At 62.1% G+C, this 22,542-nt stretch carries 22 protein-coding genes and 1 tRNA gene; 11 read left to right on the forward strand and 12 right to left on the reverse strand.

The genetic code is table 11. From position 1 onward, the window contains the following. Positions 1–375 precede the first annotated feature (375 nt). Both ACZ9GA_RS22620 and ACZ9GA_RS22625 read left to right on the forward strand, forming a co-directional pair. Positions 376–690 (forward strand): type II toxin-antitoxin system RelE/ParE family toxin, encoded by a 315-nt coding sequence (locus tag ACZ9GA_RS22620; RefSeq protein WP_457360670.1) that lies wholly within the window; start codon positions 376–378, stop codon positions 688–690. Further along, positions 683–1,036, forward strand: a complete 354-nt coding sequence (locus ACZ9GA_RS22625; RefSeq protein ID WP_457360669.1) for an addiction module antidote protein — start codon at positions 683–685, stop codon at positions 1,034–1,036. Before ACZ9GA_RS22620 ends, ACZ9GA_RS22625 begins: the two co-directional genes overlap by 8 nt. A 116-nt stretch (positions 1,037–1,152) precedes the next feature. On the opposite strand, the gene ACZ9GA_RS22630 is transcribed toward ACZ9GA_RS22625, so the two are convergent. Beyond that, entirely contained in the window at positions 1,153–1,485 is a 333-nt protein-coding gene (locus ACZ9GA_RS22630) for a hypothetical protein (RefSeq protein ID WP_457360668.1), read from the reverse strand. 117 nt (positions 1,486–1,602) lie between these two features. On the opposite strand from ACZ9GA_RS22630, the gene ACZ9GA_RS22635 reads away from it, so the two are divergent. Continuing rightward, the gene (locus ACZ9GA_RS22635; RefSeq protein WP_457360667.1) at positions 1,603–1,830 is read left to right on the forward strand and encodes a helix-turn-helix domain-containing protein; all 228 of its coding nucleotides are present in this window, start codon (positions 1,603–1,605) and stop codon (positions 1,828–1,830) included. Positions 1,831–2,454: 624 nt separating this feature from the next. On the opposite strand, the gene ACZ9GA_RS22640 is transcribed toward ACZ9GA_RS22635, so the two are convergent. The 5 genes from ACZ9GA_RS22640 to dapA form a co-directional block, all read right to left on the reverse strand. Continuing rightward, positions 2,455–2,544, reverse strand: a tRNA-Ser gene (locus tag ACZ9GA_RS22640). A gap of 93 nt (positions 2,545–2,637) precedes the next feature. Beyond that, positions 2,638–3,348 (reverse strand): phosphoribosylaminoimidazolesuccinocarboxamide synthase, encoded by a 711-nt coding sequence (gene purC, locus ACZ9GA_RS22645; protein ID WP_027977064.1) that lies wholly within the window; start codon positions 3,346–3,348, stop codon positions 2,638–2,640. 28 nt (positions 3,349–3,376) lie between these two features. Further along, positions 3,377–4,135 (reverse strand): MBL fold metallo-hydrolase, encoded by a 759-nt coding sequence (locus ACZ9GA_RS22650; protein ID WP_457360666.1) that lies wholly within the window; start codon positions 4,133–4,135, stop codon positions 3,377–3,379. Continuing rightward, positions 4,136–5,254 carry an outer membrane protein assembly factor BamC gene (bamC, locus tag ACZ9GA_RS22655; protein WP_457360665.1) on the reverse strand — a complete coding sequence of 373 codons (1,119 nt, stop codon included), beginning with the start codon at positions 5,252–5,254 and terminating at the stop codon, positions 4,136–4,138. Between the two features lie 17 nt (positions 5,255–5,271). Beyond that, entirely contained in the window at positions 5,272–6,150 is an 879-nt protein-coding gene (gene dapA / locus ACZ9GA_RS22660; protein WP_457360664.1) for a 4-hydroxy-tetrahydrodipicolinate synthase, read from the reverse strand. A gap of 319 nt (positions 6,151–6,469) precedes the next feature. Between dapA and ACZ9GA_RS22665 the strand changes: the two genes are divergently transcribed. Together ACZ9GA_RS22665 and ACZ9GA_RS22670 are read left to right on the forward strand one after the other, a co-directional pair. After that, positions 6,470–7,030: a glycine cleavage system transcriptional repressor gene (locus tag ACZ9GA_RS22665; RefSeq protein ID WP_027977060.1), complete on the forward strand. Its 561-nt coding sequence runs from the start codon at positions 6,470–6,472 to the stop codon at positions 7,028–7,030. A gap of 14 nt (positions 7,031–7,044) precedes the next feature. Then, on the forward strand, positions 7,045–7,518 hold the full coding sequence (locus ACZ9GA_RS22670; RefSeq protein WP_457360663.1) for a peroxiredoxin: 474 nt from the start codon (positions 7,045–7,047) through the stop codon (positions 7,516–7,518). Between the two features lie 91 nt (positions 7,519–7,609). Here ACZ9GA_RS22670 and ACZ9GA_RS22675 read toward each other — a convergent pair whose 3' ends face one another. Together ACZ9GA_RS22675 and ACZ9GA_RS22680 are read right to left on the reverse strand one after the other, a co-directional pair. After that, positions 7,610–8,680 (reverse strand): AI-2E family transporter, encoded by a 1,071-nt coding sequence (locus tag ACZ9GA_RS22675; RefSeq protein WP_457360662.1) that lies wholly within the window; start codon positions 8,678–8,680, stop codon positions 7,610–7,612. Between the two features lie 37 nt (positions 8,681–8,717). After that, positions 8,718–8,957 (reverse strand): sulfurtransferase TusA family protein, encoded by a 240-nt coding sequence (locus ACZ9GA_RS22680; RefSeq protein WP_027977057.1) that lies wholly within the window; start codon positions 8,955–8,957, stop codon positions 8,718–8,720. Between the two features lie 128 nt (positions 8,958–9,085). On the opposite strand from ACZ9GA_RS22680, the gene ACZ9GA_RS22685 reads away from it, so the two are divergent. The 4 genes from ACZ9GA_RS22685 (at position 9,086) to ACZ9GA_RS22700 (ending at position 15,443) form a co-directional block, all read left to right on the forward strand. Then, positions 9,086–10,522, forward strand: a complete 1,437-nt coding sequence (locus ACZ9GA_RS22685; RefSeq protein WP_457360661.1) for a M48 family metalloprotease — start codon at positions 9,086–9,088, stop codon at positions 10,520–10,522. A 253-nt stretch (positions 10,523–10,775) separates the two neighbouring features. Then, positions 10,776–13,880 (forward strand): transglycosylase domain-containing protein, encoded by a 3,105-nt coding sequence (locus ACZ9GA_RS22690; protein WP_457360660.1) that lies wholly within the window; start codon positions 10,776–10,778, stop codon positions 13,878–13,880. Between the two features lie 202 nt (positions 13,881–14,082). Next, entirely contained in the window at positions 14,083–14,661 is a 579-nt protein-coding gene (locus ACZ9GA_RS22695; RefSeq protein ID WP_457360659.1) for a PadR family transcriptional regulator, read from the forward strand. Beyond that, entirely contained in the window at positions 14,658–15,443 is a 786-nt protein-coding gene (locus ACZ9GA_RS22700) for a siderophore-interacting protein (protein ID WP_457360658.1), read from the forward strand. The genes ACZ9GA_RS22695 and ACZ9GA_RS22700 overlap by 4 nt, the downstream gene beginning before the upstream one ends. A gap of 110 nt (positions 15,444–15,553) precedes the next feature. Here ACZ9GA_RS22700 and ACZ9GA_RS22705 read toward each other — a convergent pair whose 3' ends face one another. Both ACZ9GA_RS22705 and ACZ9GA_RS22710 read right to left on the reverse strand, forming a co-directional pair. After that, positions 15,554–16,195: a Pr6Pr family membrane protein gene (locus ACZ9GA_RS22705; protein ID WP_457360657.1), complete on the reverse strand. Its 642-nt coding sequence runs from the start codon at positions 16,193–16,195 to the stop codon at positions 15,554–15,556. Positions 16,196–16,200: 5 nt separating this feature from the next. Next, positions 16,201–16,437 (reverse strand): VF530 family protein, encoded by a 237-nt coding sequence (locus tag ACZ9GA_RS22710; RefSeq protein ID WP_027977051.1) that lies wholly within the window; start codon positions 16,435–16,437, stop codon positions 16,201–16,203. Between the two features lie 533 nt (positions 16,438–16,970). On the opposite strand from ACZ9GA_RS22710, the gene ACZ9GA_RS22715 reads away from it, so the two are divergent. Both ACZ9GA_RS22715 and ACZ9GA_RS22720 read left to right on the forward strand, forming a co-directional pair. Next, complete coding sequence (locus ACZ9GA_RS22715; protein ID WP_457360656.1) at positions 16,971–18,350, forward strand: carbohydrate porin; 1,380 nt, start codon at positions 16,971–16,973, stop codon at positions 18,348–18,350. A gap of 96 nt (positions 18,351–18,446) precedes the next feature. Beyond that, positions 18,447–20,867: a glucose/quinate/shikimate family membrane-bound PQQ-dependent dehydrogenase gene (locus ACZ9GA_RS22720; RefSeq protein ID WP_457360655.1), complete on the forward strand. Its 2,421-nt coding sequence runs from the start codon at positions 18,447–18,449 to the stop codon at positions 20,865–20,867. Positions 20,868–21,254: 387 nt separating this feature from the next. On the opposite strand, the gene ACZ9GA_RS22725 is transcribed toward ACZ9GA_RS22720, so the two are convergent. Together ACZ9GA_RS22725 and ACZ9GA_RS22730 are read right to left on the reverse strand one after the other, a co-directional pair. Continuing rightward, entirely contained in the window at positions 21,255–21,680 is a 426-nt protein-coding gene (locus ACZ9GA_RS22725) for a group I truncated hemoglobin (protein WP_457360654.1), read from the reverse strand. Position 21,681: 1 nt separating this feature from the next. Further along, a complete protein-coding gene (locus ACZ9GA_RS22730) occupies positions 21,682–22,539 on the reverse strand; it encodes a DUF3034 family protein (protein WP_027977047.1) in 858 nt (285 codons plus the stop codon). Between the last annotated feature and the right edge of the window lie 3 nt (positions 22,540–22,542).

Raw genomic sequence — 22,542 nt, forward strand, 5'->3', positions numbered from 1 at the left:
GTGCCTTTGCGCCATGGTGTGGGACCGTGGGAAGCGGGGGCGGGTCACACCTTAGTTGCCATTATTTAGCCACTAATGCGTGGATTGTGTTCGATTATCGTGAGGGTTTGGCAAGGGTAGGCGAAATCTCGCGGAAGGTGTAGCCGCTGCCGCAAGGCTGCGCTGGTCCTATTGGCGCTGTAAAAGTCGGGCGATGCGTAGCCCCGGCTTAGCCCTCGCCCACCAATCAGAATGATCCTACTAACAAATCACTCTTCTCCTAACGACACCACTGTCGTCGATTCATAAAGTCTCCGGTCCAGCCACACACACCCAAATCGTCAGGCAGCAACGACAGTCGACAAGGGTGTAGCCGTTCGGATACAGTAAAATCAGATGACCCAGTACACAATAAGAAGTACCCGGCAGTTTGATGCCTGGCTCACCCACCTGAAGGACCACCGAGCCCGAGGCGTCATCATTAGACGAATCGAGCAGGCAGAAAATGGCAATTGGGGAGACTGCGCTTCTGTCGGCGCAGGGATAAGTGAAATGCGGGTTTTCATCGGGCCTGGGTACAGGATTTATTTCACCCGTTTCGGCCAAATTGTTTACATGCTGTTGCATGGCAGCAACAAGACCGATCAGCAGAGAGCGATTAGAGAAGCCAAGCGTGTCTTGGCGGACCTTGAGGAGCAGGCACATGGCTAAATCCAAGCCATTCGATCCCGAAGACATGCCAATTATTGCGCTCGATGAATCCAAAACGATTCCCTTCGAAGCATCCCGCTACCTGGATAACGACGAAACCATCAGCGCCTACCTCTCCGCCAGCCTGCAGGAAGCAGATCCAAATGCCTTCCTGAAAGCGCTGGCACAAGTGGCCAAGGCCCGGGGTATGACGCAGCTGGCCAAAGACACCGGATTAAGTCGCGAGAGCTTGTACAAAGCTTTGCAGGAGGGCGCAAAACCTCGGTACGACACTGTATTGAAGGTAATAGGCGCATTAGGCCTGCATCTGACGGCTCAGCCAGGGGCCTTGGCACCCGCACGATAGTCGCTACACAGGCTTTCTGTAGCCGCTGCCGCCAGGCTGCGCTGGCCCCATGTCTCACTGTAAATCCCCAGTGCACTCAGGGGCCAGCGCAGCCTAACGGCAGCGGCTACAGGCCGTTATCCATTCATCATCCGCGATCGCTTCGCGGCCACGGCTCTGTCCAATGTCAGGTTGGCGCAATCGATGAAAATATACGCCAGGTAGGTCAGGGCCTGTTCATCGTGAATATCACTCGTCTGTGGGTCGAGCCCCAACAGTCGACGATTTCGTTCGGGCAGCTGCTTCCAGCCATCCAGCAGGTAGCTGTGCAGCGCATCAACGATGCGTTGGCGGGAATTGAAGCAACGGGGGGACATTCGGGTGCCGGGTTTGCGCCTGATTGAGCGGGCGCCGGCTGGGCGTTTGAAATGCCCTTTGCTGCGGGTGAAACGCGGTGGGTGGTGCTCCATAACCTGATCCTCTCTGCCTGAGACACATTGAGGGTCTATCCTAAACCAAATATCCCATTTTGGGATAATCCTAAAATAGGTTTATTGAAGGTGTCGACTTCTCTAATCGGCAATCTCATGAAAACCATCTACAAGGAACGGTACCAGCAGCTGCTAATGCTGCTGGTCGAGGCCAGGAAAACGGCCGGACTGACACAGGCGCAGGTTTCAGCACTACTCGACAGGCCACAATCTTTCATCGCCAAGGTGGAGAACGGCGACAGGCGTCTGGATGTGATTGAGTTCATGGTGCTGTGCAAGGCGCTGGGGCAATCGCCGGAGCTTATCATCACGCAGATTTCCTGATCGACCGTAGCCGATAGGCTGCAGTGGGCCGCGAGTACGCTAGAGCTCTACAGCGCATACTATGGCCAGCAGGGTTGACCATTACATACTCCCGCTGGGCCTGCAGCCATTCACAGTTTTTTTGGGGGGCTAAGCACTTGCCCTTGTAGCCCCCGAGCTATCGCGCCCCCCATCCGCAACACTTATTAATCTGCCGTACAAAGAAGACTCTGTACAAATCGCTGCTGAGGCTGGGCTTGCGGTCGATGGAGCTTACATCCACCTGGACTGCACCCTGCTCAAGTGAGAAATCGCCCACCGATGTACCAAATCAGCAGCACGCTCGGCGTTGTAAGCATTTTGCGGCTCGATACGCCGAAATCGCTTTATGAAATATGCGCCATCAACCAAAACTGCGGTAGGCATCCATTTCCTCCAGATAGCAAAACGCCCATGGGGTCAGCCAGTCCGGGATAGGTAGGACCGCTTACAGCCATGGGCGGGATGCGAGCAGGATAGAGACGCCCTCCCACTGGGTCAATCAATCGATTGTTCCTGATTGTAAGCTCCAGCGAAGCCGCCGATTGAAAGCGACGCACAAACAAAAAACCCCGCAGCTTCTCAGCTGCGGGGCTTTTCGATATATGGCGGAGAGATAGGGATTTGAACCCTAGGTACTGTCGCCAGTACAACGGATTTCGAATCCGTCCCGTTCGGCCACTCCGGCATCTCTCCAATGGCGCGCATCATACCAGCGTTTTCTGAAAAGTCGAAACCTTTTTTGAAAAAAATTTGCGTGGTATCAAACGCTTGCGTGAGCTTGCCCGATTACAGCGGCACGCCCAGACGTTTTGCAACTTCTTCGTAGGCTTCGATCACGTCGCCCAGACCCTGGCGGAAGCGGTCCTTGTCCATTTTTTTCTTGGTGTCCTTGTCCCACAGGCGGCAGCCGTCCGGGCTGAATTCGTCGCCCAGCACGATCTGGCCGTGGAACAGGCCGAATTCCAGCTTGAAGTCCACCAGCAGCAGGCCGGCGTCGTCGAACAGCTTGTTCAGCACGTCGTTGACCTTCAGCGACAGCTCTTTCATCTTCGCCAGTTGCTCGGCGGTGCCCCAGCCGAAGGCCACTACGTGGGATTCGTTGATGAACGGGTCGCCCTTGGCGTCGTCCTTCAGGAACAGCTCGAAGGTGTACGGGTTCAGCTTCAGGCCTTCTTCCACGCCCAGACGCTTGACCAGGCTGCCCGCAGCATAGTTACGCACGACGCACTCGACCGGGATCATGTCCAGCTTCTTCACCAGGCACTCGTTGTCGCCCAGCAGCTTGTCGAATTGGGTAGGGATGCCCGCTTCTTCCAGCTTCTGCATGATGAAGGCGTTGAACTTGTTGTTCACCATGCCCTTGCGGTCCAGCTGTTCGATGCGCTTGCCGTCGAACGCCGAGGTGTCGTTGCGAAACAGCAGGATCAGGCGATCGGCGTCGTCGGTCTTGTACACCGATTTGGCTTTGCCACGGTAGAGTTCTTCACGTTTTTCCATGATGGGCTCCGCTTGCTAAGTAGATGGGCTAGGCGATAAGTCGCCAGTCGAGCCCTGCATCTTGATCGGCCAGTTGCAGCCAGTCCGGGTCGCACCCCAGGGTGTCGACGAAACATTGCCGGGCCAGCTGCGGCAGGTTGTTCTTGCTGCTCAGGTGGGCCAGCACCAGGTGTTGCAGGTTTTGCCAGCCCAGCTCGGACACCAGGTTTGCGGCCTGATGGTTGTTCAAATGTCCCAGGGAGCCGCCCACCCGCTGTTTCAGAAACATCGGGTAGTGGCCCCGGGCAAGCAGGTCGCGGCAGTGGTTGGACTCGATCACCAGGGCATCGAGGTCCTGGTAACTGTCCATGACGCGCCCGCAGTACGAGCCCAGGTCGGTCAGCACGCCCAGGCGCCGCTGACCATCGCTGAACACGTACTGGGTAGGCTCCAGCGCATCGTGCGCCACGCCCACCACGTTGATTTTCAGTGCGCCGACTTCCAGCACGTCGCCGCAGGCCACGAAACCCGTGGGTTCCAGTGGCTTGCGCAGCGCGCGCAGGGTGCCGCGGCTCAGGTACACCGGGATATTGTAGCGCCGAGACAGCAAACCCACGCCATGCACGTGGTCGGCATGTTCGTGGGTTACCAGGATGGCGCTCAATTGTTCCGGGGTTACACCCAGGCGGGCAAGCCGACGTTCGGTTTCGCGCAGGGAGAACCCGCAGTCGACCAGGACATACGTGTCCTGGTGAACCACCAGCGTGCCATTCCCTTGGCTCCCGCTACCGAGAATGGCGAAGCGCACTTAACCCAGGTTGTCCTGGATCACGCTCAACACGCGACGGGCCACATCGGCCGGTGCCACGGTATTGATGTTCTTCTCGACGGTGACCTGCACGTTCTCGCCAACCTTGCTCAGGCGAACCTGATAGCGCTCGGCGCGGGCTTCGATCTCTTCCTTGGACGGCTCGCTGCCGAACAGGCTGCTGAAGAAGCCAGGCTTCTCATCCTTCTTGACGGGTTTCTCCGCCAGGTTGATGTAGTACAGGCCCAGGCTGCGGTTGATGTCTTCCACCTTCCACTGGCCATGGTCCAGGGCGCGACCCACGCTGGACCAGGCACGGTCCAGGTCGCTGCCGACGTTGAGCACCGGGTTGCCGCTGCCGTCTTCGCTAAGGGCCACGCGGCTCGGGGCGTCGAAGTCGCGCGCGGCCAACAGGGACACCGAACCACCCTTCTGGGCGCTGCGGGTCATGCTGGCGAGCATTTCGTCGACCAGGGCCAGGTCGGTGCCGGAGTTGCTCGGCGCTTTCGGGAAGTCGACGTTGTCGCTGCTGCCCGCAGGGCGGCTGACGGTGGTCAGGTAGACTTCGCTGGTGTTGCGCTGCACGCCCGGCTCGATGCGCACGCGCACGCGCGTTTCGGCGTCGCCGCTGGCAGCGGCGCCCTGCAGGCGCTTGGCCATGGAGGCGGACAGGTCGTCGTAACGCTGCCAGGCGGTGGTGAATTCACCAGTCTGCGGGCGTTCGTCGGCAATGCGGAAGCCGTTGTCTTCAAAGAACTGGTGCGCCACCGGCCAGGTTTCGGCAGGCGGGTGCTCGGACAGAATCCAGCGGGCGTCGCCGCTCTTCTGCAGGGTGTAGTCGGTGGATTCCTGGGAAACCTGCAGCGGCAGCGGACGCGGCACTTCATATTCGCCGGTGGTCTGGGCCTGGTCGGCCACGTTGCGCGGGATAGGCAGCAACGGGTCCAGACGCTTGTCCAGGCTCACACCTTCGGGGGTTTGCATCGGGGCCGTCTGACGGGCCTCCAGGTAATCGCTGCCACGGTCACGGAAGTAACCATTCTCGCCCCACAGCCAACTGCAGCCGCTGGTGCTCGAAATCACCAGGGCAAGGGCGGAAAGACCGGCCAATCGCTTCATGCGTTGTACTTCCTCAATTAGACCAGGACGCCGGTCTGGCGCAGGGCCTGACGCAGCGTTTCGTGATAAGGGGCGCTCAACCAGGTGAGCGGCAGGCGAATGCCTTCAGGCATCAGGCCCATTTCGTGCAGTGCCCATTTCACGGGAATCGGATTGGCTTCCAGGAACAGGTTCTTGTGCAGCGGCATGAGTTGTTCGTTGATGGCGCGGGCTTCGGCGGCTTCGCCACGCAGGGCAGCGGCGCACATTTCGTGCATGGCGCGCGGCGCGACGTTGGCGGTCACCGAGATGTTGCCCTTGCCGCCCAGCAGGATCAGCTCGACGGCGGTCGGATCATCACCGGACAGCAGCAGGAAGTCGCTGGCAACGCCGGCCAGGATGTCCTTGGCGCGCTGCAGGTCGCCCGTGGCTTCCTTGATACCGATGATGTTCTTCACGGTGGACAGGCGGATGACGGTCTCGGCCTTCATGTCGCAGGCGGTACGGCCTGGCACGTTGTAGAGGACCTGCGGGATGTCCACGGCCTCGGCGACGTGCTTGAAGTGCTGGTACAGGCCTTCCTGGGTCGGCTTGTTGTAGTACGGGGTTACCAGCAGGCAGGCGTCGGCGCCGGCTTCCTTGGCGTTGCGGGTCAGTTCGACCGCCTCGCGGGTGGAGTTGGCGCCGGTGCCGGCGATGACCGGGATACGCCCGGCCACCTGCTTGACCACGTGGCGGATCACCTCGATGTGTTCCTTGTAGTCCAGGGTCGCGGACTCGCCGGTAGTGCCCACGGCGACGATGGCATCAGTGCCTTCCTTGAGGTGGAAGTCCACGAGTTTGCTGAGGCTGTCCCAGTCGAGACGACCTTCTGCGTCCATGGGTGTGACCAGTGCCACCATACTGCCCGCAATCATGCAACCGCTCCTGCCGGAAAAAGAGAGCGGTAATGGTACTGGGGCCATGTGCCTTGCACAAGCGAAGTACCACGTTGCGAGCATTCCCCTTGGCGCTGCTTTTCGCTACCCTTCAGACTTTGATCGGTACCCATGGGTGTGTTTGTCCGGTTTGCTACGTGCGATAAGCAGTGCAAACCCCTGTTCCTGAGCCGCCTATGCCCTGCCAACGGGCGTTTTGACGCCGTTGCCGGTACAGTGCCCGTGCATGTCGCGTGCACACGGCGCAGCCGCCATGTCCATTTTCGGTACCGACCGCTCATCGCTTTAGGAATGCTGCATGTCCACCCCCACAGTTCGCGAACAATTCCTTGTCATCAGTGCCCTTGGCCCTAACCCCATGGAGCTGACCAACGTGCTGTGCCGTGCCAGCCACGACAGCCGTTGCTCGGTCGTGACCTCGCGCCTCACCCGCCACGGCGAGTGCAGCGCCCTGGTGCTGCAGGTATCGGGCAACTGGGACGCCCTGGCGCGCCTGGAAACCAGCCTCGGCTCGCTGGCCAAGAAGCACGGTTTCACCGTCAACCTGGTGCGCAGTGCCACCCTGGAAACCCGCCCGCTGTCGCTGCCTTATGTGGCCTACGTCAGCTCCGTGTACCGTTCGGACATCATCAACGAACTGTGCCAGTTCTTCATCGACCACCATGTGGAACTTGAGAACCTGACCTGCGACACCTACCAGGCGCCACAGACCGGCGGCACCATGCTCAACGCCACCTTCACCGTGACCCTGCCGCCTGGCGTGCAGATCAGCTGGCTGCGCGACCAGTTCCTGGACTTCGCCGACGCCCTGAACCTGGACGCGCTGATCGAACCGTGGCGCCCAACTAACCCTATGTAAGAAGGACCTGCGACATGGCAGTTGAAATCGGCAAGGCAGTCGCGGACTTCGAAGCCCCGGCCACTGGCGAGCAGTCGGTCAGCCTCAGCGCCCTGAAGGGCCGCCAGGTGGTGATCTACTTCTACCCCAAGGACAGCACCCCGGGCTGCACCACCCAGGGCCAGGGCTTCCGTGACCAGCACGAAGCCTTCAAGGCAGCCAACACCGAAGTGTTCGGCGTGTCGCGCGATGGCCTCAAGAGCCACGAGAACTTCAAAGGCAAGCAGGGCTTCACCTTCGAGCTGATCAGCGACAAGGACGAGGCGCTGTGCCAGCTGTTCGATGTGATCAAGCTGAAGAAGCTGTATGGCAAGGAGTACATGGGTGTGGACCGCAGCACGTTCCTGATCGACAAGGATGGTGTGCTGCGCCAGGAATGGCGTGGCGTGAAGGTGCCGGGGCATGTGGATGCGGTGTTGGCTGCCGCCCAAGCCCTGCACAGCGCATAATCCATAGCCGCTGCCGCCAGGCTGCGCTGGCCCCATCATTCACTGGAGATTTCCAGCGAGGCACAGGGCCGGCGCAGCCTGGCGGCAGTGGCTACAGGATCGGCGCCACCTGCGGCTCATTCCTCGGCCATGCATCCAGCACCGCCTTGAACAAGGTAGCGAGCGGAATCGCAAAGAAAATCCCCCAGAACCCCCACAACCCGCCAAACAACAACACCGCGCAGATGATCGCCACCGGGTGCAGATTGACCGCACCAGCAAACAGCAACGGCACCAGCACGTTGCCATCCAGCGTCTGGATAATCCCGTACACCGCCATCAGGTAGATGAACTGGTCACCCCAGCCCCACTGGAACAGCGCGATCAGGGTCACCGGCACGGTCACCACCACCGCGCCCACATAGGGCACCACCACCGACAGCCCCACCAGCAGCGCCAGCAAGGCGGCGTAGTTCAGCCCCAGGGCGACGAAGGCTATATACGTGGCCACCCCGCAGATGATGATCTCGATCACCTTGCCGCGAATGTAGTTGGCGATCTGGCGGTTCATTTCCTTGCCCACGCGGGTGATCAACGCCCGTTCGCGCGGCAGGTAGCCCTTGACCCAGTTGGCGATCATGACCCGGTCCTTGAGGAAGAAGAACACCAGGATCGGCACCAGCACGAAATAGATCATGATGTTGACCAACAGCGGCAGGCTCGACAGCGAGAACGTCAGCGCCCACTGCCCGAATTTGCCGATTTCGCCGCGCGCCGCCTCGATGGCCTGCAGCACCTGCTCGTCCGAGACCAGATGCGGATAACGCTCCGGCAACAGCAACAGCAGCGACTGCCACTTGCCCAGCATGCCCGGCAGTTCGTTGAACAGGGTGATCAACTGATGCCACAGCAGCGGCACCAGCACCAGCATGAACACCGCCAGGGCGCCCATGAACAGCGCGAACACCAGCCCCACGGCCACCCCGGACGGCACCTTGAGGCGCTCCAGGCCACTGACCAGCCCCTGCATCAGGAACGCCAGCACCATGCCTGCCAATACCGGGGCCAGCATGCCGCCCAGGGTCAGTACGGCGGTGAACGCCAGCACCAGCAATACTGTGAGCACCACCGCCTGTTCGTCCGAGAAGTAACGCTGTATCCAGTCGCGAAGCACTTTGAACATCAGTTTTCCTTGTTATGAAAGCGGGCACGCACGCCGCTCAGGCCTTCTTAAGCCAATAGGTATAAACCCCGTCCCGAACAGTTTCATGTAACAGGGCATGACCTGCCAAGCGGGCAAAGGTATGAAAATCACGCTGGGAACCGGCATCGGTGGCGATCACTTTCAGCACCGCCCCGGCGGTCAATCCGTTGAGGGCCATCTTGGCCTTGAGCAACGGCAATGGGCAATTGAGACCGCTGGCATCGAGTTCCGCGTCACACTGTACAGCGTCAGTCATGGCTTTTTTTCTCCAGCGCAGGGCAAGCCTTGGGGTCAGCCGCCTAGAATACCCCATGCGCAGGCGCCTCTGGTCGCCGACGATTCACCCGGCTACAGTAAGGCCTTTATCGACTCAGAGCCCAGTGCATGTCTTTATTGCGCCCCACCCTGCTGACGCTTGCCTGCCTGCTGGCCCTGCCGGGCCACGCCGACGACCTGCCGTCACTCGGCGATGCCAGTTCGGCCATTGTCTCGCCCCAACAGGAACATGACCTGGGCCGCGCCTGGCTGGGCATGTTGCGTAGCCAGGTCGGCCAACTGTCCGACCCGCAGCTCAAGGATTACGTCGAAAGCACCGTCTACCGCCTGGCTGAAAGCAGCCAATTGCAGGACCACCGCCTGGAATTCATCCTGATCGACAGCAAGGAGCTCAACGCCTTTGCCGCCCCGGGCGGCATCGTCGGGGTCAATGGCGGGCTATTCCTGAATGCCGACACCGAAGGCCAGTACGCCGGCGTCATGGCCCACGAACTGTCCCACTTGGCGCAACGCCACTTCGCCCGTGGCGTGGAAGAACAGAAACGCATGCAGATGCCGGTGATGGCTGCGCTGCTGGCCGGTATCGTGCTGGCAGCCACTGGCGGTGGCGAAGCGGGCATTGCCACCATCATGGGCAGCCAGGCCGCCGCCATCCAGTCGCAGCGGGCGTTTTCCCGCGAGAACGAAGCCGAGGCCGACCGCATCGGCCTGGTCACCCTGCAAAAGGCCGGCTACGACCCACGCAACATGCCCGACATGTTCGAGAAGCTGGCGCGCCAGTACCGTTTTGACGCCAAGCCCCCCGAGTTCCTGCTGACTCACCCGGTGACCGAGGCGCGCATCGCCGACACCCGCAACCGCGCCGAGCAGTTCCCCAAGGGCGGTACCGAGGACAGCCTGCGCTTCCAGTTGATCAAGAAGCGCGTGGAACTGATCTACGAAGACACCCCCGGCATGGCCGCCAAGCGTTTCCGTGCCCTGCTGGACGAAAACCCCAAGTCGGACCCGGCACGCTACGGCCTGGCCATCGCCCAGATCAAGGCCAGCCAGCTGAGCGAGGCGCGCGAAAACCTCAAGCCGCTGCTGGCCAAGGCGCCCAATGAAATCGTCTACAACCTGGCGGCGGTGGACCTGGACGTGGCCAGCAACAAGCTGGCCGACGCCCAATCGCGGGTGGACCGCCTGCTGGGCCTGTACCCCGACAACTTCCCGCTCAACCAGGTGCGGGTCGACCTGCTGATCAAGCAGAGCCGCACGGCCGACGCCGAGAAAGCGCTGGAAGACCTGCTGCGTTCGCGCCCCAACGACCCGGACGTGTGGAACCAGGTGGCCGACACCCGCGGCGCCAACGGCAACATCATCGGCCTGCACCAGGCCCGCGCCGAGTACTTCGCCCTGGAAGGCGACTTCCGCCAGGCCCAGCAGCAGTTGGACTTCGCCAAACGCCGGGCGGCCAACAACTTCCAGCTGGCCTCGCGCATTGACGCGCGGCAGAAGGATCTGGCCGAGCAGGAGCGTATGGTCAAGGAAATGATGCGCGGCTGAATTTACGCACTCCCGTAGGAGCCGGGCTTGCCCGCGATGACGCCCTGCCTGATACACCGCGGTGCCTGAATCGCGACCGAGGTCAGCTCCTACGGGCCATGAAACCATCAGCTATACTTTTTTCCCCGCCACGGAAGGAGTTAGCCGCCCCAACTGTTTTTTTCGTTGCACGTTCGACAAATTTTTCACCATCGACGGCCAGCGTCTAAGCTTCAGACAGGTACGGTGAATTTACCTGATCGGGCTGACGACTATGGGCGCTTTGTGGCAAAACGAACCCACCAAGACTGCGGTACCCACCGACAGTCCGGCTGAGCCCCCAACACCGAAAAGCCCGCGCCAGCGCCGTTTGTGGCGGCGCCTGTTCTGGCTGCTGGTGCTGATCGCGCTGGTGGCCCTGGCCTTTGCCATGCGCGCCGAAATGCGCACCTCCAAGCTGCAATCGCGCGAGTTCAGCCGCTACGCCAAGGACCTCACCTACACCCTGGAACCGGGCCCCAGCGACTCCATCGCCTACCCCGGCGACGGCCCCTTCGACAAGCGCCTGGGCTACAGCGACCTGGACAAGTTCCTGCCGCGCCTGATCAAGCGCGACTACAGCATCAAGGAACAGACGCGTTTCTCGCCCTCATTGATGGCCTACTACGATCGCGGCCTGTTCATCCCCTATTCCGAGAAGATCCAGGCGGGCTTGTCGATCACCGACTGCAAGGCCGACGTGCTCTACCAGTTCAACTACCCGCAACAGCTGTACGCAAAGTTCGACGACATCCCGCCAGTGATGGTCAACAGCTTGCTGTTCGTGGAAAACCGCACGTTGCTGGATAGCCGCGAGCCGCTGCTCAACCCGGCCGTGGACTGGCCGCGTTTCGGCATGGCGGCCTATACCCAAGTGGCGAAGGTATTCTCCCTGCCCGGCCAGTCGGCGGGCGGCAGCACCCTGGCCACCCAATTGGAGAAATATCGGCATTCACCTGACGGCCTGACGGTGTCGGGCGGCGAGAAGATTCGCCAGATGATCTCCGCCAGCGTCCGCGCCTACCAGGAAGGCCCGCAAACCCTGGAGGCCCGTCAGCGCATTGTGCGTGACTACCTCAACAGCGTGCCGCTGTCCGCCGTGCCCGGCCATGGCGAGGTGCACGGCATGGCCGAGGGCCTGCGTGTGTGGTACGGCGCAGACTTCCAGCGGGTGAATCAGGTGCTGGCCTCCACCGACACCAGCCCCAAGGTGATGGCCGAGCGCGGCCTGGCACTGCGTGAAGTGTTGTCACTGATGATCGCCCAGCGGCGCCCCTCGCACTTCCTCAACAAGGGCCACGACGAACTGGCGCAACTGACCGACAGCCACATCCGTCTGCTGGCCGCCAACAACGTCATCGACCGGCCGCTGGCCGACGCCGCCCTGGCCAGCAAGGTCAGCTACCGCGACTGGGTGCGCGAACCGACGATGCAGGCCATCGAGACCAACAAGGGCATCAGCGTGGCCCGCACCCGCCTGTCCACCCTGCTCAACCGCCCGCTGTACGACCTTGACCGCCTGGACCTGTCGGCCACCAGCACCTTGCAGAACGACCTGCAACTGCAAGTCACCGAGTACCTCAAGCACCTGGCCGACCCGGCGTTCGCCCAGCAGCTGGGGCTGATCGGCGAACACCTGCTGACCCCCACCAGCACCCCCGAGGTGAAATACAGCTTCACCCTGATGGAGCGCACTGCCGACGGTTCGCGCGTGCGGGTGCAGACCGACAACACCGACCAGCCCTTCGACATCAACGAGGGCAGCAAGCTGGAACTGGGCTCCACCGCCAAGATGCGCGTGCTGACCAGCTACCTGGAAATCATCAGCGAACTGCACGACCGCTTCGCCGGCCAGTCCCCTGTCGCCCTGAAGAAAGTCGAGATCAACGAACAGGACCGCCTGAGCCGCTGGGCCGTCGACTACCTGATCCAGGCCAAGGACCCCAGCCTCAAGCCCATGCTCGACGCCGCCCTTGAGCGCAAATACTCCGCCAGCCCCGGCGAAAGCTTTTTCACCGGCGGCGGCATGCACACCTTCAAGAACTTCCGCAACGAGGACAACGGGCGCATCCCCACCCTCAAGGAAGCCCTGCGCGAATCGATCAACCTGCCGTTCATCCGGGTGATGCGCGACATCGTGCGCTACACCACCTATAACGCCCCCAACAACAGCGCCGAACTGCTGAAAGACGACGGCGACCCACGTCGCCAGGAATACCTGGCCCGTTTCGCCGACAAGGAAGGCAGCGACTTCCTGCTGCGCTTCTACAAACGCTACCAGAACAAGACCGCCCAGGAGCGCCTGGACACCTTCCTCGACGGCCTGCACCCCACCGCCTCGCACTTGGCCGCCGTGCACCGTTACCTGTACCCCACCGCCAGCCAGGCAACCTTTACCGCCTTCGTGCGTTCGCACCTGGGCAAGGGCGAGACTGTCACCGAGAAACGCCTGGGCGAGTATTACGACAGCTACGGCCCCGGCCACTGGGACCTGCCCGACCAGGGCTACATCGCCCGCGTGCACCCGCTGGACCTGTGGCTGGTGGGCTACCTGATGCAGCACCCCGACGCCAAATTCAGCGAAGCGGTGACCGCCAGCCACTTCGAACGCCAGGAGGTGTACGGCTGGCTGTTCAAAAGCCGCCACAAGAGCGCCCGCGACAGCCGCATCCGCACCATGCTGGAGATCGAAGCCTTCCTGGACATCCATCGCCGCTGGGCGCGCCTGGGCTACCCCTTCGACCACCTGGTACCGTCGCTGGCCACCGCCATCGGCAGCTCCGGCGACCGCCCGGCCGCGCTGGCCGAGTTGATCGGCATCATCCAGAACGACGGCGTGCGCCTGCCGGTGCTGCGCATCGACAGCCTGCACTTCGCCGCCGGCACCCCGTATGAAACCGAAGTGGTGGCGGCGCCCGACAAGGCCCGCCAGGTACTCAAGCCGGAAATCGCCCAGGCCATGCGCGAAGCGCTGTCGCAAGTGGTGGATGCCGGTACCGCGCGGCGCGTGTCCGGCAGCTTCAAGACCCCGGATGGCACGGTGCTGGTGATGGGCGGCAAGACCGGTACCGGTGACAACCGCATCGAAAGCTTTGGTGCGCGCGGGCGGGTGCTGGGCTCCAAGGCCATCAACCGGACGGCGACCTTTGTGTTCTACATCGGCGAACACCACTTCGGCACGTTGACCGCGTTTGTGCCGGGCCGCGCTGCCGAGGGCTTCCGCTTTACCTCGGCCTTGCCGGTGCAGGTGCTCAAGGGCATGGCGCCAATGCTGACGCCGTATGTGCAGCCCGGGGCGGACACCCAATGCAAGCCCCCCACCCAAACCGCAGCCCTGTAGCAGTAACCGTCTTGAAATGGCGTCGCCTGCATCGCGACCAAGGTCGGCTCCTACGCCATTCGTGGTAGGAGCCGGCCTTGGCCGCGATGCGGACGACGCCGCCCCCACAGCCAGATGAGAACCATTCGTCTTTTCCGCTTGCATCGGCAATAAGATATATCTTAAGGTATATCTTAAGTAACCAAGCGAAGAGAAAATGACGATGAGAGACCACCATCACCCCCGCCGTGAACTCGGCGACGGCCATGACGGCCTGGAACGCCGACCCGGCCGTGAACGCGGCGGCCGCGGCCCCCGTGTATTCGCCCCCGGCGACCTGAAATTGTTGCTGCTGGCCCTGGTGGCCGAGCAGCCCTGCCACGGCTACGACCTGATCCGCCAGATCGAAGGCATGTTCGACGGCGCCTACAGCCCAAGCCCCGGGGTGATCTACCCCACCCTGACCTTCCTGGAAGAAAGCGAACTGGTCCAGGGCGACACTCAGGGCGGCAAGAAGCTTTACACCGTGACCGAGGCCGGCCGCACCTCGCTGGCCGAGCAGGCCATCGCCCTCGACGGCGTGCGCACCCGCATCGACGTCAGCAAGCGCTCGCTGCGCGGCCATGACCGCCCGGCCGAGATTCACGAAGCCGTCCATAACCTGCGCCATGCTTTGCAATTGCACCATGGACGCTGGAGCTCTGATGAGATCGTGCGGGTCCGTGACCTGCTCAACAGCACCGCCAAGGCCATCGTCGATGGCCCTGTTACCCCTTATCCCGCTCAGGAGAAGTCCGTATGAAGGCTGAGAACACCCAAGGCGTACACCGCGTGATGCACGAGATCAAACGTCGCCGCCTGGAAGTGCTGCGCGTCACCGAGCTGACCCCGCGCATGCGTCGCATCACCGTGGGCGGCCCGGAGCTGGAAGGCTTTTTGAGCCTGGGCGCCGACGATCACATCAAGCTGATGTTCGCCCGCAATGCCGAAGAGCAGGCCGCCCTGCAAACCCTGAAACTGGGCGGCCCCAGCGAAGGCCCGAAGCCGGCCATGCGCGACTACACCCCGCGCCGCATTGACCTGGCGGCGGGCGAGCTGGACATCGACTTCGTGATCCACGGCGACGGCCCTGCCTCCACCTGGGCCGAACAGGCCGCGCCCGGCCAGCACCTGTACATCGGCGGCCCGCGCAGCTCCACCATCGTGCCGGACATCTTCGACAGCTACCTGCTGATCGGTGATGAAACCGCCATCCCGGCCATCGCCCGCCGCCTGGAAGAACTGTCGGCCAACCGCACCGCACTGGTGGTCATCGAGATCGAGGACGCCCGCGAGCAGCAGGTGCTCAACAGTGCCGCGCAAGTGGAAGTGATCTGGGTGGAGCGTCACAGCCGCGAGAACGCGCTGCTGGCGGCGGTCGCCGAGCTGACCATTCCCCAGGGCGAACTGTACGCCTGGGTAGCCACCGAGGCGGCGCTGTCGCGCCAGGTGCGCAAGGTATTGCTGGAACAGCACCAGCTGGGTGAAACCGCCCAGGTCAAGGCGGCGGGCTACTGGCGCCTGGACGAGAACGACGAAGGCTAAACCCCATACCCTTTGTGGGAGCGGGCTCTGCCCGCGAAAAGAACACCGCATTCGTTCAGAGTGTTACGCGGTGTCTTTTTCGCGGGCAGAGCCCGCTCCCACAACGGTGTTCAGCGGCGGCCCTGCCAGCGATCCACCGCCACCAGCCCCAGCGAAATCACCACGAAGCCCAGCAGAATCACCAGCGCATTGACCATCACCCGGGCATACCCCAGATGCCCCACATCAATGAAGGGATACGGGTACACCCCGATCTCGCTCCCCCGCAGCAGGCAGTAGCCGAAATACATAACCGGGTACACCATCCACGCCAGCACATGCCGCGCCTGCAGCGCGCCCTTGGGCACGCACCACCACCAGAATGCAACGAACACCGGCGGCAGTATGTCGTGCAGCAGTTCGTTCACCACCCACTGCACCCCTTCCGGGTGCCAGGCGTTGCGCAGCAGCAGGCTGTACGACAGCCCTACCAGGATGATGCTCGCCGTCACCCCTGAACTGACCCACGGCCGCAGCCAGAAAGACGGCGTATCCCCGCCTCGCGCCGCCACCGTCAGCACAATCGCCACCAGGGTATTGGTCAGGATGGTGAAGTAGCCGAAGAAATGCAGCACCCCGCCCATCAGGCTGGCCTGGTCAGCCAGGCGCCCTTGCAGTATCAGCAGCAACTGCACCGCCAAGGCCAGCCAGGCGGTGAACGCCGCCACGACGACAAAGGTTCGCACGGGTCGCGATTGCACGGGGTAATACATAAGGGTCAGTCCTCGACGGGCCGCTTGGTGCGTGCCAGCTTCACGTACAGGCGCTCTACCTTTTCGCGCGCCCAAGGGGTTTTGCGCAGGAAGGTCAGGCTCGACTTGATGCTGGGGTCGCTCTTGAAGCAGCGGATATCAATGCGTTCGGCCAGGCCTTCCCAGGTGTAGTGGGCGACCAGCGCATTGAGGATCTGCTCCAGCGTTACACCATGCAGCGGGTTGTTGTTGGGTTGGGTCATGCCAGGCTCCAGCCAAGTGAGAGGGTGCGCACCTTAACGGAGCTGTCCGGCAGCGGGAAGACCTTACCGCCCTGCCCGGCCCTGCCGAATCAGCATTTGCTGCGCACCGTGTAGGATATTTCCTAAATCTACCATTCCTACCCCGTAGCCGCTGCCGCCAGGCTGCGCTGGCCGGCATGAACCCTGAAGATGTCCAGCGAGGCAGGGGGCCAGCGCAGCCTTCGGCAGCGGCTACAAGTTGCAGCTGCTTATAAAGATAAACACGCCGTCATCGTCCCTCCCCTGAACGCTGAAGAAATCTTCACGGCTGTAAACGGTCGATATTCCGGTGCTTGGGAGTTGCATGAGGCATTGTTACGCCATTAGTAACTATCCATGTTGAAGATGTATCTTTTAATAACAAAAAAACCTCTATATCCTCCGCCCCCCGCAACTGAATCGATTTTTTTTGCGTAATAAAACCTACATTTTCAAGTGACATTAAGCTCATCACAAAATGTACCGTTTGGTTAATAATTAAAGATCCTTAATAAATGCCAAAATTCGAACTTCGCCGCGCTCGTGCCGCCGGCCGTTTCACTGTATCGCCTACCCTGCGTCTGCTGGGGGGCGTCACCGCCATTGGCCTGGCATCCTGTGCCCAGGCGGCGCCGGCATTCGACGCCGACTCGCCTTACATGAGCGGCGACTGGGGCGGCAAGCGCACCGAACTGCATGACCTGGGTTATGACTTCAAGCTGGAATACGTGGGTGAAACGGGTTCGAACCTGCACGGTGGCTACAACCACGACCACGCCACCCGTTACAGCGACCAGTTCGCGCTGGGCATGCACATGGATCTGCAAAAGATCCTGGGCTGGCACGACGCAGAGTTCCAACTGACCCTGACCGACCGCAACGGTGACAACATCACCAACGACCGCGTGGCCGACCCGCGCACCGGCGGTATCAGCTCGTCCCAGGAAGTGTATGGCCGTGGCAGCATCGTGCGCATCACGCAGATGTACTACGAGCAGAAGTTCCTGGACCAGAAACTGGACATCAAGGTCGGTCGTTTCGGCGAAGGCGAAGACTTCAACACCTTCCAGTGCGACTTCCAGAACCTGGGCTTCTGCGGCTCGCAGGTGGGTAACTGGGCCACCGGCATCTGGTACAACTGGCCGGTCAGCCAATGGGCTGCGCGGGTCAAATACCACCTGAACGACGAAGTGTACGCACAGATCGGTGCCTACGCCCTGAACCCGTCGAACCTGGAAAATGACAACGGCTTCAAGTTGAACAACGCCGGTACTACCGGCGCCGTGCTGCCGGTTGAGCTGGTGTTCACGCCGAAAATCAACAACCTGCCGGGCGAATACCGCGTGGGTTACTACTACAGCACCGCCAACGCCAAGGATGTCTACAAGGACACCAACGGCCAGCCTGCGGCCCTGAGCGGCGGCGACTATCGTTCCAGCTCCAGCAAGCACGGCTACTGGCTGACCCTGAACCAGCAACTGACCTCTCAAGCCAGCGACAACTCGCGCGGCCTGAGTGTGTTCGGCAACGTCACCGTGCACGACAAGAAGACCAACATGGTCGACAACTATGTCCAGGCTGGTGTGGTTTACAAAGGCCTGTTCGATGCCCGTCCAAAGGATGACATCGGCTTCGCCCTGGCGCGCATCCACGTAAACCCGGCGTACCGCAAGAACGAAGAAGCGACCAACGCCGCCAATGGCGTGACCGACTACAACGATCCTGCCTACCTGCCAATCCAGCGCACTGAAACCAGCGCCGAACTGAACTACGGCGTGCACGTCACCAACTGGCTGACCGTGCGCCCGAACCTGCAATACATCAAGCACCCGGGTGGCGTCGATGAAGTCGACAACGCACTGGTCGCCGGCATCAAGGTGCAAAGTTCTTTCTAACAACAATCGACTTTACGGAAGAAGTAACCAGATAACGGGCGTAGGACCTTTCTGTCCTATGCTCGACACACTCAAACGTAACGGAGAAACCACACTATGAGCACTGACAGTGCTTCGAGTCGGTCTCGCCTCGCCCCGAGCTTGCTCGGGCTGGTGATGCTGCTGATGGGCCTCGGCCTGCTGGCCGGGGGCGTAAAACTCGCCACCCTGGGCGGTTCGCTTTACTACGTGATTGCCGGTCTTTTCCTGGTAGTCACCGGCATTCTGCTGCTGACTGGCCGTTCGGTGGCCATCGGCGTCTACGCGGTATTCCTGCTGGGCAGCACCGTCTGGTCGCTGGCCGAAACCGGCCTGGATTGGTGGCAACTGGTGCCACGCCTGTCGCTGTGGTTCGTACTGGGCCTGCTGCTGTGGCTGCCATGGTTCCGCAAGCCACTGGTACAGCGTGCGCCTGCACCCAAGGCTACCTCGGTACTGGGCGTTGCCGTTGTGCTGGCCGGCGCCTGCGCCGTTGCCGCGCAATTCACCAGCTACGGCGACATCAGCGGCGACCTGGGCCGCGACGGCACCGACATGACCAGCGCCGCCCCTGCCCAGCCTGATGGCGAGTGGCAGTCGTACGGCCGCACCGAGTTCGGCGAGCGCTACTCCCCGCTCAAGCAGATCACCCCGGCCAACGTGGGCAATCTGACTGAAGCCTGGCGCATCCGCACCGGTGACATGCCGACCGACAAAGACCCGGTCGAGCTGACCAACCAGAACACCCCGCTGAAGGTCAACGGCATGCTGTACGCCTGCACCGCCCACAGCAAGGTGCTGGCCCTGGACCCGGACACCGGCAAGGAAATCTGGCGCTACGACCCACAGATTCAAGGCCCTAACGGCAATGACTTCCGTGGCTGGGCGCACATGACCTGCCGTGGCGTGTCGTACTACGACGAAGCTGCCTACAGCAAATCGGACGTGCCTAGCGCGCCGGCTGCCCTGTCCACCGCCGGCCAGGCCGTGGCCACCAGCTGCCCACGCCGCCTGTTCCTGCCCACTGCCGACGCTCGCCTGATCGCGCTGAACGCCGACACCGGCAAAGTCTGTGAAGACTTCGGCGACAAGGGTGTCGTGAACCTGCGCGCCAACATCGGCAAGTTCACCCCTGGCGGCTACTACGCCACCTCGCCTGCCGCCATCACCCGTAACCTGGTGATCATCGGCGGCCACGTGACCGACAACGAATCCACTGACGAGCCTTCGGGCGTGATCCGTGCGTTCGACGTGCACGACGGCCACCTGGTATGGAACTGGGACGCCGGCAACCCGGACGACACCGCTCCGATCGCCGAAGGCAAGTTCTACACCCGCAACTCGCCGAACATGTGGTCGCTGGCCAGCGTCGACGAGAAGCTGGGCATGATCTACCTGCCGCTGGGCAACCAGATGCCTGACCAGTGGGGCGGCAACCGCACCCCAGAGTCGGAGAAATTCAGCGCCGGCACCGTGGCCCTGGACATCGACACCGGCAAGCTGAAGTGGAACTACCAGTTCACCCACCACGACCTGTGGGACATGGACGTACCTAGCCAGCCTACCCTGGTGGACATCAAGACCGCCGAAGGCGTGAAACACGCCCTGGTGCAGCCTACCAAGCAAGGCAGCCTGTACGTGCTGGACCGCACCACCGGCTCGCCGATCGTGCCGATCCAGGAAGTGGACGCGCCGAAAGGTGCCGTGGAGGGCGACCACACCTCGCCCACCCAGGCCCGTTCGGAACTGAACCTGCTGCCGCCTGAGCTGAACGAAAAAGCCATGTGGGGCGTGACCCCGTTCGACCAGCTGCTGTGCCGCATCCAGTTCAAGTCGCTGCGTTATGAAGGCCAGTACACCCCTCCGTCCACCCAGGGCAGCATCATCTACCCGGGTAACGTCGGTGTGTTCAACTGGGGCGCCGTCTCGGTGGACCCGGTTCGCCAGATGCTGTTCACCAGCCCCAACTACATGGCGTTCGTCTCCAAGCTGGTGCCTCGCGCCCAGGTTGAAGCCGGCAGCAAGCGTGAAAGCGAAACCAGCGGCGTGCAGCCCAACAGCGGCGCCCCGTATGCCGTGATCATGCACCCGCTGATGTCGCCGTTCGGCGTACCGTGCCAGGCCCCGGCCTGGGGCTACGTGGCCGGTATCGACCTGACCACCGCCAAAGTGGTCTGGAAGCACAAGAACGGCACCAGCCGCGACAGCTCGCCGATCCCGCTGAACCTGACCCTGGGCGTGCCTAGCATGGGCGGCTCGATGGTCACGGCCGGTGGCGTTGGCTTCCTGAGCGGCACCCTGGACCAGTACATCCGCGCTTATGACGTGAAAAACGGCAAGAAGCTGTGGGAAAGCCGCCTGCCGGCTGGCGGCCAGTCGACGCCGATGACCTACACCGGCAAGGATGGCGCACAGTACGTGCTGTCCGTGGTGGGTGGTCATGGTTCGCTGGGCACCAAGATGGGCGATTACATCATTGCGTACAAGCTGTCCAAGTGATGGTGTGATGTAGTGGTATGAAAAACGGCTCCCCTTGGGGAGCCGTTTTTTTATGGGGTGGTTTTGGGGGGGATTGGGTTGGGTTTTGGGGTGGCCAGGCTTGGGTTTTTGGGTGTTCATGAGATCGCGCGCCGCCCGCGCGGCGCTTCCCGGCCACAGGCCGGTCCTACATTTGTTTCGGGCCAGTTATGTCCGTGAGGTCACCTGGTCCGCTCTGTTTGCACCACCAAAGATCTGCAGTGAACACAAAAGGCGGACCAGGTGATGGCACTGACATAACTGGCCCGAAACAAATGTAGGACCGGCCTGTGGCCGGGAAGCGCCGTGCGGACGGCGCTCGATCTCAAGACCGCCAAAAACCTAAAGCCTGGCCCCAGAAGCCCCCACTCACTTCTCGATAACGTCGGCGCGCATCGGCGCCAGCCGCGCAATCAACCGATTCTGTGCCCGCACCGGCACCCCCTGATCCTCCATCGCCTTGATCAAGTCCTCCACCAGCGCATTGAAATCGCTGCGGGTCAGGTTCTGCCCCTTGTGCGATTCGGCCATGGTGTCACCGGTGTATTTGCACGGCCCGCCTGCCTCGACACAGAACTGCTCGATCAGCTTGTCACGCAGCCGCGTGATGTTGACGTTGCGGAAGTGCTCGACGATGCGATCGTCATGGGCAATGTGCAGCAGCATGCCCTCGACGATTTTAGTGATCCCGGGTTTCGCCCCAAGGTCGCGGTACAAACTGTCATCCTTGGGCGGCTGGGTAGTGGACGCGCAGGCGCCCAGCAGCAATGCCGAGGCAAGCAACAGACGACGCATATCAGTAGCTCCCCTGAATCGACAGATACGTGCCGTTCTGGTTATCCAGGGTGGCAATCGACCCCAGGCGGGCGTACGCCAGCACCACCGCGACGTGCTTGTTGGGGAACCAGCCGACGAACAGGTCGGCCCAGTCGCTTTCACCGGCAAACGACAGGTTGTCGGGCTTTTCCTTGTATTCCAGGCCCACGGCCCAGCGCGGGTTGAACAGCACCGCTACCGAGCCTTCCTTGAGCACGCTGCGGCTGTCGCGGCGGTCGCCGCCAAAGCCCAGCACGCCCAGTTCGTTGGCGCGGCTGTAGCGCAGGTTGCCGTTGACCAGCAGGTCGTAGCCGAAGGCACCGCCCAGGAACAGCCGGCTGGCGGCCAGGTAACCCTCCACGTCCGAGTCGCGCTGGGCGCCGACCAGTTGCGGGATCTGGAAGTTGTTGTCGTGCTTGTATTCAAGGCCCAGCGACACCTGGGGCAACTGGTCGTAGATCAGGTCGCCGAACAACCGTACTTTCACGCCGAAGATGTCCTGGCCGAGGCTGTCCTGGGGCAAGCCGAACTTGTGCACCAGGGTGCCCAGGTCGAAACGCTGGTGGGCGTAGGACACTTCCACGCGGTTGTCGTAGCTGGCCGCCAGGCCCACCACGTCCAGATGGTAGTCAGGCAGGTCGACGTGGGTACCGAACGCGGTGGCGCCCCACTCGCCTTGCTCACCGTAACCGGCCAGCACCGCCCAGGGGTTGATGCCGCCGCCGGCCGGGCCGTCCAGGCTGGAGGCACCGCCGGTGGCCAACAGGCGCCCCTGGTCAGCAACGGCGACCGAGGACAGACACAGGGAACAGAGCAGCAGGGGCAGTTTTCGCGTCATATC

The organism is Pseudomonas sp. TE3644 (genome assembly GCF_056278815.1).